Origin of the sequence: Methylobacterium sp. HMF5984 (assembly GCF_045033435.1) — a bacterium.
In the GTDB taxonomy this organism is placed as follows: domain Bacteria; phylum Pseudomonadota; class Alphaproteobacteria; order Rhizobiales; family Beijerinckiaceae; genus Methylobacterium.
Genome location: NZ_JBJFLN010000001.1, coordinates 1,072,333 through 1,085,560 on the forward strand (window position 1 = coordinate 1,072,333; position 13,228 = coordinate 1,085,560).

Below are 13,228 nucleotides of genomic sequence, written 5' to 3' on the forward strand. Positions count from 1 at the left end.
GGGCGAGGCCGCCGTCAACCACTCCCTGGCGTCATGCCCGGCGCGGCACGCGGCCTTCCTGCTCCTCGAAGCCCTTCAGCACCTTGTCCAGCGTCAGCGGATAGTCGCGGATGCGGATGCCGGTGGCGTTGTAGACGGCGTTGGCCAAAGCCGCGCCGGCGCCGCAGATGCCGAGCTCGCCCAGCCCCTTGCTCTTGAGCGGGTTGGCCTTGTCGTCGCGCTCCGGCAGGAACACCGCGTCCATCGCAGGAATGTCGGCGTGGACCGGCACGTGATACTCGGCGAGATCGTGGTTGACGTAGGTGGCGGTGCGCGGGTCGATCACCGCATCCTCCATCAGCGCCGCGCCGACGCCGAAGGTCATCCCGCCGATCGCCTGGCTGCGGGCGGTCTTGGCGTTGAGGATGCGGCCGCCGGTGAAGACGCCGAGCATCCGCCTCAGACGGATCTCGCCGGTGTCGCGGTCGACGCCGACCTCGGCGAAGTGCGCACCGAACGAGTAGTGCGAGAACTTCTCCTTCAACGCGCCGGGCTTGATCTCGCCCTCCGCCGCGACGCCGCCCGACCCGGCGAGGTCGATCAGGGCTTCGGAGCGGTTGCCGGAGGTGACGCGCCCGTCCGCGAAGACGACGCCGTCCGGGTTGAGGTCGGTCGCCGCCACGAGCTTGTTGCGCAGGTTGTCGCAGGCGACGTAGAGCGCCGAGCCGGCCGAGCCCGCGCCGAACGATCCACCGGAGCCGGCCGCCGCCGGATAGGCGGTGTCGCCGATCTCGACGCGGATGCGCTCGACCGGGAGCCCCATCATCTCGCCGGCGATCTGGGCGAGGATGGTGTAGGTGCCGGTGCCGATGTCGGTCATCGCCATCCGCACGGTCAGGTATCCGTCGGCGCCGAGCTTCACCGACGCCGAGGACGGCATCAGCGGGTTGAGGCGGGCCGCCGCCGACATGCCCATGCCGACCATCCAATTGCCGTCGCGCACCGTGCCGGCCGCCTTGCGGCGGTCCCATCCGAACAGCTTGGCACCCTCGCGCATGCACGGCACGAGCTGGCGCACGGTGAACGGCACCTGCTTCTCCGGGTCCTGGGTCGGCTCGTTGCGGATTCGCAGCTCGATCGGGTCGAGGCCGATCTGCTCGGCGAGCTCGTCCATGGCACACTCGAAGGCGAGCATGCCGACGGCCTCGCCGGGCGCGCGCATCGAGGACGCGATCGGCAGGTCGAGCTTGGCCAGGCGATGGCGCGTGATGCGGTTCGGCGCGGCGTAGAGCGAGCGCGTGACGTTGGCCGAGGTCTCGTAGAACTCGTCGCCCTGTGCCGTGTCGGACCAGGATTCGTGGGACAGGGCCGTCAGCCTTCCGTCGCGGTCGGAGGCCAGCCGGATGCGCTGGATCGTGTCGGTGCGGTGGGTCGCGACGTGGAATTCCTGCTGCCGGGTCAGGGCCACCTTCACGGGGCGCTGGATCGCCTTGGAAGCCAGCGCGGCGAGCGTCGCCTCCGGCATCGGCTGCAGCTTCGAGCCGAAGCCGCCGCCGATGTAATGGCTCACCAGACGCACGTTCTCGACCGGCAGCTTCAGCACCGAAGCGAGCGACTTCTGCCCGCGGTTCAGCATCTGGTTGGCGGTGTAGAGCACGACCTTGTCGCCCTCCCACGAGGCGATTGTCGCGTGCGGCTCCATCTGCGCGTGGATCTGCGTCGGCGTCGTGTACTCGACGTCGAGCTTGACCGGGGCTGCGGCGAAGGCGCCGTCGAAGTCGCCGAGCTTCGAATCCGGGTCGGTCTGCTGCTTCTTCGGCTCGACCGCCTGGGGCAGCGCCGCCCGCAGCGAGGCTTTCGGGGCCCGGACGTCGTAGGCGACCTTCACCAGCTTGGCCGCGGCGCGCGCCTGCTCGAAGGTCTCGGCCACGACGAAGGCCACCGGCTGATCGAAGAACCCGATGTTCGTCCCGGCGAGCTGCGGCCAGACCTGCTCCTTCTTCTCCCCTTGCTCGGGCACGTTCTCGTGGGTCAACACATGGATGACGCCGGGTGCCTTCGCGGCGGCGGCGGTATCGATCGAGCGGATCGTGCCGGCGGCGATCGTCGCGCCGACGATGAAGCCGTAGGCCGGGTTCTTCACTTCTCGGGTCTCGTAGGCATAGGGCGCGCGGCCCATCACCTTGAGGCGGCCGTCGATGCGGTCGATCGGCCGTCCGACGAGGCCGTCGGGCCTGTCGTCGAGCGGCGTCTTCCCGACCGGTTGATTCATCTCCATGGCATTCATCCTGAAAGCGTGGACGGTCAGGTCCGGGTGGCGTCAGTCACCACCGCGCGGAGCGTCCGCCGGGTCAGCGGGATCTTGAAGTCGTTGGTGCCGTAGCCGCGGGCGCCGTCCAGGACCGCATCCACGGCGTCGTCGGCGCTGCCGCCCTTGGCGAGCACGGCCTCGGCCGCCTCGACCCGCCACGGCTTGTGCGCGAGGCCGCCGAAGGCCATCCGCGCCTGCGTGATCTTGCCGTCCGCCTTGCCGATGACGGCCGCGATCGAGACCGTGGCGAAGGCGTAGGAGGCGCGGTCGCGTACCTTGCGATACACGTGCAGGCCCTCGATGGGCTTCGGCAGCGTCACGGCCGTGATGATCTCGCCCGGCTGCAGGGCGGTCTCGATCTGCGGGGTGTCGCCCGGCAGGCGGTGGAACTGTGCCATCGGGATCGCGCGGGTCGCGCCGTTCGGCGACAGCGTCTCGACGCTGGCATCGAGGACCCGCATCGCGACATTCATGTCGGAGGGGTTGGTGGCGATGCAGGCATCGCTGGTGCCGAGCACCGCCATGATGCGGTTGAACCCGCCGATCGCCGAGCAGCCCGAGCCGGGCTCGCGCTTGTTGCAGGGTTTCGACGTGTCGTAGAAATAGTAGCACCGCGTGCGCTGGAGCAGGTTTCCAGCGGTCGTGGCCTTGTTGCGCAGCTGCCCCGAAGCGCCCGCGAGCAGGGCCTTGCTCAGCACCGCGTAATCCTTCCGCACCCGCGGGTCGGCGGCGAGATCGGAGTTGCGCACGAGCGCGCCGATGCGCAGGCCGCCCTCCGGCGTGGCCTCGACCTTGTCGAGGGGCAGCCGGTTGACGTCGATCAGGGTCGCCGGCGTCTCGACCTGGAGCTTCATCAGATCGAGCAGGTTGGTGCCGCCGGCGATGAACTTGGCATTCGGCCGGTCCGCCGCGAGCCGCGCCGCGTCGCGGACGGTGGAAGGCCGCTCATAGGTGAAGGCTTTCATCGCGCGCGCCTCTAGAGTTCGGTGCCGGCGACGTCGCGGATCGCCGCGACGATGTTCGGGTAGGCGCTGCAGCGGCACAGGTTGCCGCTCATCCGCTCGCGGATCTCGGCATCGGTGAACGCAGCCTTGCCGACGAGGTCTTCGGTGACGTGGCTCGGCCAGCCCGCCTTGACTTCCGCCAGCATGCCGACGCTGGAGCAGATCTGGCCCGGCGTGCAGTAGCCGCACTGGAACCCGTCATGCTGAAGGAACGCCGCCTGGATCGGGTGGAGCTGCTCCTCGGTGCCCAAGCCTTCGATCGTGGTGATCGCGTCGCCATCGTGCATCGCGGCGAGCGTCAGGCAGGAATTGATCCGGCGCCCATCCACCAGCACCGTGCACGCGCCGCATTGGCCGTGGTCGCAGCCCTTCTTCGAGCCGTTGAGGTCGAGATGCTCGCGCAGCGCGTCGAGCAGGGTGGTGCGCGTGTCGAGGGTGAGGTCGTGCTCGGTGCCGTTCACCGTCAGGCGGACCGGCAGCATCTGCGGCGTCGGATCGCCCGGTGCGTCCGCGAAGGCCGGCTTTGCCGGCAGGCCGAAGCCGGTGGCGGCCGCCGCGACGGCGCAGCTCTCCATCAGCGTCCGCCGCGTCAGCGCGAAGGCGCCGTCTCGTGTCTTGTCCGTCATGCTCGCTGTCCCGTGCGACCGGTGGTGCCGGCTGCTGTGGTGCGGGCGAAGTGCGTGCCCGCAGGGCGGTATCGCAACGGGAACGCCAGACGGATTGATTCGATCCGTTCCAGACTGCGCCGGATCGGCGCGGTTGGATAAAGAATGTGATCGCGATCGGCGCGCGGTGCGGCGGCATAGTTCGACGACCCGGACGCAGCGCGCTGCCCGGCTTCAGGGATCGCTCTCGACCTTGGGGCTACCGCTCGCGCTCGACGACGCAGGTCGCGCCCGCGAAGGGGCAGGTCGCGCCCGCGAAGGCACGGTCCGCTCAGGCACCGGCGGCGAGGCCGCCTTCGCCGATCGCCGAGAGCGTGAGGTGGTCGGCGCCGACCTCGGCGCCGGTATAGCCGAGCATGTGCGCAAGTTGGTCGCGGGCGCGCCACACGCGGCTCTTCACGGTGCCGATCCGGCACTTGAGGATCGTCGCCGCCTCTTCATACGACACGTTCTCGACGGCGACGAGGATCAGCGCCTCGCGCATCGGCGGCGACAGGCGCCCGAGCGCGGCCTGCACGTCCTGAAGATCGAGGTGGCCGCCCTGCTCGGGCAGGCTCGTCAGGCGCGCGGCGTGATCGCCGTCGCTGTCGGCGACCTCGCGGGCGTGCTTGCGGTGGACGCTGTAGAAGGCGTTGCGCATGATGGTGAACAGCCAGGCGCCGAGGTTGGTCCCGACCTTGAAGCTGCCGCGGCTGCGCCAGGCGCGCAGCATCGTGTCCTGCACGAGGTCGTCGGCCGCCGAGGGGTTGCGGGTCAGCGAAATGGCGAAGCTGTGCAGGCTGGTGGCGGCTTCGAGCAGGCCGGCCTTGAACGCCGCGTCGTCGCGCCCCTGCGCGTCGGCAAGAACAACTTCGAGGCGCGCCAGCAGATCGCCGAGATGGGACGGCGGCGGGGCCTGCATCGAGGCGGCATACGTGGTTCGAAGATGCTCACCGAGATGGATGCGGATCGCATCGGACAGTTTCGGCGCCGCGACGGACAGGGAGTCCGAGGAGCCATTGCTGTCTTCCGTGGTGATGAGCATCGTGCCCCGCGCAGCTGGAGTTCCGATGGCGCCTCGGCACCGGCTCGCGATGTCGCGCAATCGATCGGGTGCCGCAGCAACATAGGTTATCTTTGAGCGGTTTCGGCCTGCGGCGATCTAGGCATTGCTGCCTCATCGCGGCGAGGCGTCGGTCCTCCCACGGCCCGCGTCCTGGTCAAAAATTCCGCATCCCGGACAGGACGACCAACCTGTCCTGCACGAGCCCATCACGCCGGAAGCGCGCGAGCCTCGGACCGGGGCGACGGCGTTGTGCGACGCATCGCGCAGGGTGCGTCGCAAAACCGTTATGCTCAGTCTCAGCATATCTAGACACGGCGATCCGGCGCGCCTAACTTAGGCGGCACAATGCTCAAACTGAGCATAATGGAGGGCGCCATGGCGTCGACCGCGTTTCCCGTCTCCGCCCCCCGCGCCGTTCCGGCAGGGTTGCCGCTGCCCGAGATCTACGCCCGGGTCAGCCGGCACATCCCGGCGATCGAATGGCCGGCGCTCGCCCCCGACATCGAGGCGATCCTCCGCCTCAAGCGCGAGCGCAACGCCGTGATCCTGGCGCATAACTATCAGGCGCCCGAGATCTTCCACACGGTGGCCGACATCGTCGGCGACAGCCTGGCGCTCGCCCGCGAGGCGGTGACGGTGAAGGCGGACGTGATCGTGCTCGCCGGCGTGCACTTCATGGCCGAGACGGCCAAGCTGCTGAACCCGGGCAAGACCGTCCTGATCCCGGACCTCGGCGCCGGCTGCTCGCTCGCCGACTCGATCACCGCCGCCGACGTGCGCGGCCTGCGCGCCAAGTATCCCGGCGTGCCGATCGTGACCTACGTCAACACCTCCGCGGCGGTGAAGGCCGAGTCCGACCTGTGCTGCACTTCCGGCAACGCCGTCGAGGTGATCCGCTCGCTCGGCGTGAAGCGCGTGCTGATGATCCCCGACGAGTTCCTGGCGCAGAACGTCCAGGCGGTGCTGCCCGAGATCGAGATCCTCACCTGGGCCGGGCATTGCGAGGTGCACGAGCGCTTCACCCCAGCCGACATCCGCGAGGTGCGCGAGAGCTATCCCGGCGTCACCGTCATCGCCCACCCGGAATGCCCGCCGGACGTCGTCGCCGAATCCGATTTCTCGGGCTCGACCGCGATGATGATGAACTTCGTCACCGAGAAGCGCCCGGCGCAGGTCGTGCTGGTGACCGAGTGCTCGATGGCCGACAACATCGCGGCCGCGAACCCGGACATCGAGTTCATCAAGCCGTGCAACATGTGCCCGCACATGAAGCGGATGAGCCTGTCGAACATCCGGCACGCTCTGGAGACCTTGACCCACGAGGTCGTCGTCGACCCGGCCTTGGCCGACCGGGCGCGCGCCGCGGTGGAGCGCATGCTCGCGGTGGGTGCGCGATGAACGCGTTCTCGCGCAACCCCGCCGACCGCGTCGTCGTCGTCGGCGCCGGCGTCGCCGGCCTGAGCGTCGCCCTGCGGCTCGCGCCGCGGCCGGTGACGCTGGTCAGCGCCGCGCCCCTCGGGCTCGGCACCGCCACCGGCTGGGCGCAGGGCGGCATCGCCGCCGCGATCGGCGCCGACGACGCCCCGTCGCTCCATGCCTCCGACACCGAGGTTGCGGGTGCCGGCCTCACCGATCCTGCGGTCGCCCTTCGGGTGGCCGCGGAAGGTCCGCGGCTGATCGACTGGCTGGTCTCGCTCGGCGCGCCGTTCGACCGCGACGCCGATGGTGCTTTGGCCCTCGGCCTGGAGGCGGCTCACGGCCGTCGCCGGATCGTGCGGGCGGGCGGCGACTCCACCGGCGCGCGCGTCCTCGAGACCTTGGTGCGTGCGGTGTTCGCGACGCCCTCCATCGAGGTGGTGACCGCCTCGGTCCACGACCTGCTTCAGGACGAGAACGGGGCGGCGGCCGGCGTCGTGTGCGAGCGCGACGGCGCGCGCTTCCGCATCCGTGCCCGCGCCGTCGTGCTCGCCACGGGCGGAGTCGGCGGGCTCTACGCCTCGACCACGAACCCGCGCGGCGCCACCGGCCGCGGCCTCGCGCTGGCGGCCCGGGCCGGCGCGGTGATGCGCGACCTCGAATTCGTGCAGTTCCACCCGACGGCGATCGCCGTCGGCGCCGACCCGATGCCGCTCGCCACCGAGGCGCTGCGGGGGGAGGGCGCCCGGCTCGTCGACGAGACCGGCGCCGCCGTGATGGCCGGCATCGCCGGCGGCGACCTCGCCCCGCGCGACGTCGTCGCCCGCGGCATCTTCCAGGCCCTGGCGCGGGGCCGCACGGTCTACCTCGACACCCGCGGGGCGCTCGGCGCTTCGATGCCGACGCGCTTCCCCACCGTCGCGGGCCTGTGCGCGACGGCCGGCATCGATCCGGCGCGGCAGGCGATCCCGGTGCGGCCGGCGGCGCACTACCACATGGGCGGCATCCGGGTGGACGGCACCGGCGCGTCGAGCGTTCCCGGCCTCTACGCCAACGGCGAGGTCGCCTCGACCGGCCTGCACGGCGCGAACCGGCTCGCCAGCAACTCGCTGCTCGAGGCGCTGGCCTTCTCCGGCTTCATCGCCGACGCCTTCGACGCGATGCCTCCGGCCGCCGTCCTGCCCGAGATCCGCACCGCGCGCGCATCGAGCGACCTGCCGGCGATCCGGGCGATCATGGAGCGCCATGTCGGCGTGGTCCGCGACGCGGCCGGCCTGCAGATCGCCGTCGACGGCCTGTCGCGCTTGGCCGAAACGGGCTGCGACGCCGCGCTCACCGCCCGGATGATGGCGCAGGCGGCACTCGGTCGCTGCGAGAGCCGCGGCGGCCACTGGCGCAGCGACCATCCGCACGCCGCGCCGGCCCGGCACACCGAGGCGACGCTGCGCAGCCCTGGCGCGGCCCCATCCGAACCCGCGCGAACCGACGAGGCGTTGGCCCGATGAGCGATATCCTGCCCCTGCCGCGGCTCCTCGTGGAGCCGATCGTCCGCGCCGCGCTGCTCGAGGATCTCGGCCGCGCCGGCGACATCACCACCGATGCGATCGTGCCGCCGGACGCACGCCTGGACGGCGTCATCGCCGCCCGCCAGGACGGCGTGATCTCCGGCGTCGACGCCGCGGTGATCGCCTTCGCCCTGATCGATCCGGCGGTGCGGGCCGTGGTCGAGCGCGGCGACGGCGCCCGCGTCGCGCCCGGCGACGTGGTGATCCGGCTGTCGGGGCCGGCCCGCGCGATCCTCACCGCCGAGCGCGTCGCGCTGAACCTGCTCTGCCGGATGTCGGGCGTCGCGACCGCCACGGCAGGGCTCGTCGAGGCGGCGCGGCCGCACGGCAAGGCCTCGATCGTCTGTACCCGCAAGACCACGCCGGGCCTGCGCGCGCTGGAGAAGCACGCGGTGCGCGCCGGCGGCGGCTCGAATCACCGCTTCGGCCTCGACGACGCGGTGTTGATCAAGGACAACCACGTGGCGGTGGCCGGCGGCATCGTCCCGGCGATCGAGCGGGCGCGCGCCCGGGCAGGGCACCTCGTCAAGATCGAGGTCGAGGTCGACACGCTCGACCAGCTGCAGGAGGCGCTTTCGGTCGGCGCCGACGCGGTGCTCCTCGACAACATGAACCCGGAGCAGCTCACCCGGGCGGTGGCGATGATCGACGGGCGTGCGCTTTCGGAAGCCTCGGGCCGGATCACCGCGGCGACCATCGGCGCGGTGGCTGCGTCGGGGGTCGACCTGATCTCCTGCGGCTGGATCACCCACAGCGCCGCGATCATCGATCTCGGCCTCGACGCCGCCTGACCGGAACACCCGGACCGGTAGGTGCCTCGCGGCATCAGGCCTTGTGCCGCGACCTTCGGATCGGCATGGGAGGGCCGTCTCGTGGCGAGGCGAGGCGGTCCGGTAGCATCCGGCCCGGAAATCGGGTTGGGGTTCCATGGCGGTCGGCGTATCGGACGACGTGGCGGAACGGGCGGCTTCGGCGGCCGGCGATCCGCCGATTCCCGGCATGCCGCCGCGTCCGGCTCGGCGGCTGCCGACCTGGACCTTCCTGAGGACCGCCGCGACCAACTCGCTCGCGGCCTGCGACGCCGAGCTGTTCGAGCGCCTGATCGTCCCGCGCAACTACTGGAGCCAGCAGGTCCTCTTCGTCAGCGATCCTGACGCGATCCGTCACGTGCTGATCGACCGGTTCGACAACTATCCCCGCGTGACCTCGATCCGCCGCCTGTTCGAGACCGATCTGCGCACCGGCACCCTGGCGAGCGAGGGCGAGGTCTGGCGGCGGCACCGCCGCGTCGCGACGCCGACGATCGATCCGCGCTCGATCCGTCCCGACATCCCGGCGATGCTGGAACTGGCCGGCCGCATCGCCGACACGGTCGAGGCCGAGGGCTCGACCGCGCCGGTCGATATCGAGCGCTCGGTCGGAAGCCTCTCGACGCTGCTGTGGAACCAAGTGGTCACCGGCGGCGATCCTGCCGGGTTGCCGATCCTGCGCTGGCTTTCGAAGGTGCCGCACAAGCCGCGGCTGATCGACCTGATCCCGAAGCCGCCTTGGCTCGCGGACCGCCTCGTCCACCGCCGCCGCGACCCGGCCCTGCCGCTGCTCGACGCCGACCTGCACGCGATGATCGCCGCACGGCGAGGGCCGGACTACGCCGGCCCGCACGACCTGTTGTGGCGCCTCGCCCACGGGCGCGACCGGCAGACCAGCGAAGGCCTGCCGGATGCGGAGGTGCGCGACGAGGCCGCGAGCCTGATCGCCGGCGGCGCGGCCTCCGTGCGAGCGCTGACCTGGATCTGGTACCTCCTCGCCCTGCATCCCACCGTCGAGGCGCGCTTCCATGCCGAGCTCGACGCGGCGATGCCCGACGGCGTCGCGACCCCCGACGCCTTGGACAAGCTGCCCTATACCCGCCGCGTGCTCGACGAGGTGATGCGGCTGTATCCGCCGATCCCCGCCATCCTGCGGCAGGCCGCGGCTCGCGACGTCGTCGGCGGCCACCGGGTCCGGCGCGGCGCGATCATCGCCGTGATGCCGTGGATCGTGCACCGGCACCGAAAGCTCTGGCGCGATCCCGACCTGTTCGATCCCGAGCGCTTCACGGAAGGCAACGGCGTCGGCCGCCCGCGGCTCGCCTACCTGCCGTTCGCGACCGGCCCGCGGGTCTGCGTCGGGGCATCCTTCGCGCTGACGCAGATGCTGGTCGTGATCGCCGTGCTCGGGCGCCGCTTCCGCTTCCGCCTCGCCTCCGACGCGCCGGTGGTGCCGTTCGGCGCGATCAGCCTGCAGCCGAAGGGCGGCCTGCCGGTGCTGGTCGAGTCGCGCTGAGCCAGCGGTCGAGCCTTCCAAAAGGAAAAAGCGCGTCCTCGATCTTGAGGAACGCGCTTCGGAAGGTGGCCCGTGGTCTCAGGATACGGGCGAAGATCTCCTATCCGGTGCGGCAGGCATCCGTATCGGGGCATGGTGCCGAATAGACTACAAAGCCCGCGCGATGTCGCGGCTAGGACAGCGCTCGACCGGATGACGATCGGTTCGCGTCACGTCGCGGCAGGTCCTCATCTCGATCCCGCCGCACCGTCGCCGTATTCGGCAGCTGCCGGCAAAAGATGTTTCAGCGTTCGTTATCCACAGCGCGCGACCCGGCCACGTTCTCGCTCCGATACGGCAAAGCTGCCACAGTGTTGCCACCGTGTCACGGCGCGACGCGAACCATGGTGCGGCGCGGTTTCAGGCTTGGCTTTGGGCCGCGCTCGTTTACCCCTTGGCGAGACTTGGCACGGCATCGTGCCGAAGCGTCGTCCACCGCGTTCTCCACAATTTTCGCCTGCCTTTTGAGAGGCCTTGATGCGTCGTAACTTCGCCCTGATCGGGCTCGTCTGTGCGGCTGCCGCCTGGGCGGCGCCTGCACTCGCCTACGAGATCGACCCGTTGACCCGTCAGCCGCTGGACAACGCGCTGTCGGTGCGCGTGCGCCCGCAGGCGGTCCAGGCCGTGGCGGTCCCGACGGCCAACGCTTCGCTCAACGCAGCCGACCCGATGGCCTCCGCCGTCCCGCAGATGTCGGCGGTTCCTCGCGAGACCGTGGCCTATAACGGCCCGTACTCGGCCGGCACCATCGTCGTCTCCACCGCCGAGCGCCGCCTGTACTACATCCTCGGCAACGGCGAGGCCCTGCGCTACGGCGTCGGCGTCGGCCGTCCCGGCTTCACCTGGGGCGGCGTGCAGAACATCACGATGAAGAAGGAATGGCCGGATTGGCGCCCGCCGGCGACCATGCTGCGCCGCCGCCCCGACCTGCCGCGCTTCATGAAGGGCGGCATTGAGAACCCGCTCGGCGCCCGCGCGATGTATCTCGGCGGCTCGATCTACCGCATCCACGGCTCGAACGAGCCGGAGACCATCGGCACCGCCGTGTCATCGGGCTGCATCCGCATGGCCAACGAGGACGTGATCGACCTCTACACCCGCGCCAAGGTCGGCACGAAGGTCATCGTCCAGCGCTGATCGGCCGATCGCCGGTCCGGAACGGGACGGTTGCAGAACGAGAAAGGCCGGCGGAGACGCCGGCCTTTCTCGTTTCGCTGGCGGGTCTCAGTGGCAGCCGCACCCGCCGCCGCTGCCGCATCCGCCCTTCGCGGCGGCGTCCTTGGGGGAGCCTCCTTTGATCGGGGCGACCTTCGCGGTCTCCCGGTCCAGGCCGCGCTCGGCCAGCTCGGTGAGATAGGTCGACCAGCGGGCGTCGTACTCGCGGCCGAGCTCGTGCAGGTAGCCCCAGCCGAAGATGCCGGTGTCGTGCATGTCGTCGAAGCCGAGCTTGACCGCGTAGTTGCCGACCGGCTGGATCTCGAGGATCGCGACCGCGCGCTTGCCGCCGATCACCTTGCGCTCGGCCGGCGAATGGCCCTGCACCTCGGCCGACGGGCTCGACACCCGCAGATACTCCGCCGGCAGCGCGTAGCGCCCACCATCGTCGAAGGCGATGTTGAGCACGCGCTTGTCTCCCGAAAGCCGGATCTCGGTCGGCCAGCGTTCCTCGGTCACGGTCGAACTCCCTTGCAACTTCTGAGGCCGGCGGCGCGTCTGCGTCCCTGCACGCGCTTGCCCACGGGCCTGCGTCCCATCATATGCGCATCCATGCTAGGTTCGTCATCCGATCGCCGCGCGGAAACTGCATCGCCGCCTTCAGAGTCCCGCATGGGCCATCAAAGCCACGTTCAGCCGGCGCCGCTGATCGACCCGTTCCAGCGGGCGATCACCTACCTGCGCATCTCCGTGACCGACCGCTGCGACCTGCGCTGCGTCTACTGCATGTCGGAGGAGATGAACTTCCTGCCCAAGCGCGACCTGCTCACGCTGGAAGAGCTAGACCGGCTCTGCGGGGTGTTCATCGATCGCGGCGTGCGCAAGCTGCGGATCACCGGCGGCGAGCCGCTGGTGCGTCGCGACATCATGCACCTGTTCCGCCGCCTGTCCCGCCATCTCGGCACCGGTGCGCTGGACGAGCTGACGCTCACCACCAACGGCACCCAGCTCGGGCGCTTCGCGGCCGAGCTCGCCGAGCTCGGCATCCGCCGGGTCAACGTCTCGCTCGATACCCTCGACCCGGAGAAGTTCCGGGCGATCACCCGGCGCGGCGACCTATCCGTCGTGCTCGACGGCATCGCGGCGGCGCGGGCCGCCGGCATCAAGGTGAAGATCAACGCGGTGGCGCTGAAGGGCGTCAACGAGGACGAGATCGCCGACATGATCGCCTGGGCCCACGGCCTCGGCATGGACATGACGCTGATCGAGGTGATGCCGCTGGGCGAGGTCGACGGCGACCGCACCGACCAGTTCCTGCCGCTCTCGGTCGCCCGCGCGCGTCTCGAGCACCGCTACACGATGACGCCGCTGCCCGACCGCACCGGCGGCCCGGCCCGCTACGTCCGCGTCGAGGAGACCGGCGGGCGGCTCGGCTTCATCACGCCGCTGACCCACAATTTCTGCGAGAGCTGCAACCGCGTGCGCCTGACCTGCACCGGCAAGCTCTACATGTGCCTCGGCCAGGAGGACGCCGCCGACCTCCGCGCGGCGCTGCGCGCCTCGCCGGACGACGCGCTCGTGACGGCGGCCGTGGTCGAGGCGATCTCGCGCAAGCCGAAGGGGCACGACTTCGTCATCGAGCGCCAGCGCCCGGCCGCGGTGCCGCGCCACATGAGTGTCACCGGCGGCTAGGACCGGCCCGACCCCTCGATTCTCATCCCCAC

Annotated in this window: 11 protein-coding genes; 6 read left to right on the forward strand and 5 right to left on the reverse strand. The window is 70.6% G+C overall.

The genetic code is table 11. The annotated features are described in order from the left end of the window. Window positions 1–31: 31 nt before the first annotated feature. From ACFZ8E_RS05080 to ACFZ8E_RS05095, 4 genes are all read right to left on the reverse strand, one after another. Window positions 32–2,257 carry a molybdopterin cofactor-binding domain-containing protein gene (locus tag ACFZ8E_RS05080; protein ID WP_405042214.1) on the reverse strand — a complete coding sequence of 742 codons (2,226 nt, stop codon included), beginning with the start codon at window positions 2,255–2,257 and terminating at the stop codon, window positions 32–34. A 26-nt stretch (window positions 2,258–2,283) separates the two neighbouring features. Beyond that, window positions 2,284–3,255, reverse strand: coding sequence for an FAD binding domain-containing protein (locus ACFZ8E_RS05085; protein ID WP_405042215.1), 972 nt, complete (start codon window positions 3,253–3,255; stop codon window positions 2,284–2,286). An 11-nt stretch (window positions 3,256–3,266) separates the two neighbouring features. Next, window positions 3,267–3,920 (reverse strand): aldehyde dehydrogenase iron-sulfur subunit PaoA, encoded by a 654-nt coding sequence (gene paoA, locus ACFZ8E_RS05090; protein WP_405042216.1) that lies wholly within the window; start codon window positions 3,918–3,920, stop codon window positions 3,267–3,269. A gap of 310 nt (window positions 3,921–4,230) precedes the next feature. Then, window positions 4,231–4,983 carry a sigma-70 family RNA polymerase sigma factor gene (locus ACFZ8E_RS05095; protein ID WP_147724908.1) on the reverse strand — a complete coding sequence of 251 codons (753 nt, stop codon included), beginning with the start codon at window positions 4,981–4,983 and terminating at the stop codon, window positions 4,231–4,233. Window positions 4,984–5,379: 396 nt separating this feature from the next. Here ACFZ8E_RS05095 and nadA point away from each other — a divergent pair, with 396 nt between their 5' ends. The 5 genes from nadA to ACFZ8E_RS05120 all read left to right on the forward strand — a co-directional run bounded on the left by nadA (window position 5,380) and on the right by ACFZ8E_RS05120 (window position 11,486). Continuing rightward, window positions 5,380–6,402, forward strand: a complete 1,023-nt coding sequence (gene nadA, locus ACFZ8E_RS05100; protein WP_405042218.1) for a quinolinate synthase NadA — start codon at window positions 5,380–5,382, stop codon at window positions 6,400–6,402. After that, entirely contained in the window at window positions 6,399–7,925 is a 1,527-nt protein-coding gene (locus ACFZ8E_RS05105; RefSeq protein WP_405042220.1) for an L-aspartate oxidase, read from the forward strand. The genes nadA and ACFZ8E_RS05105 overlap by 4 nt, the downstream gene beginning before the upstream one ends. Continuing rightward, a complete protein-coding gene (nadC, locus tag ACFZ8E_RS05110; RefSeq protein WP_147728344.1) occupies window positions 7,922–8,776 on the forward strand; it encodes a carboxylating nicotinate-nucleotide diphosphorylase in 855 nt (284 codons plus the stop codon). The genes ACFZ8E_RS05105 and nadC overlap by 4 nt, the downstream gene beginning before the upstream one ends. Window positions 8,777–8,912: 136 nt before the next feature. Further along, complete coding sequence (locus tag ACFZ8E_RS05115; protein WP_405042221.1) at window positions 8,913–10,310, forward strand: cytochrome P450; 1,398 nt, start codon at window positions 8,913–8,915, stop codon at window positions 10,308–10,310. A 516-nt stretch (window positions 10,311–10,826) separates the two neighbouring features. Next, entirely contained in the window at window positions 10,827–11,486 is a 660-nt protein-coding gene (locus ACFZ8E_RS05120; protein WP_147843841.1) for a L,D-transpeptidase, read from the forward strand. 87 nt (window positions 11,487–11,573) lie between these two features. Here ACFZ8E_RS05120 and ACFZ8E_RS05125 read toward each other — a convergent pair whose 3' ends face one another. Then, window positions 11,574–12,023, reverse strand: a complete 450-nt coding sequence (locus tag ACFZ8E_RS05125) for a gamma-butyrobetaine hydroxylase-like domain-containing protein (protein ID WP_243935557.1) — start codon at window positions 12,021–12,023, stop codon at window positions 11,574–11,576. Between the two features lie 153 nt (window positions 12,024–12,176). Here ACFZ8E_RS05125 and moaA point away from each other — a divergent pair, with 153 nt between their 5' ends. Continuing rightward, window positions 12,177–13,196 (forward strand): GTP 3',8-cyclase MoaA, encoded by a 1,020-nt coding sequence (gene moaA / locus ACFZ8E_RS05130; RefSeq protein ID WP_147728340.1) that lies wholly within the window; start codon window positions 12,177–12,179, stop codon window positions 13,194–13,196. Window positions 13,197–13,228: the final 32 nt, after the last annotated feature.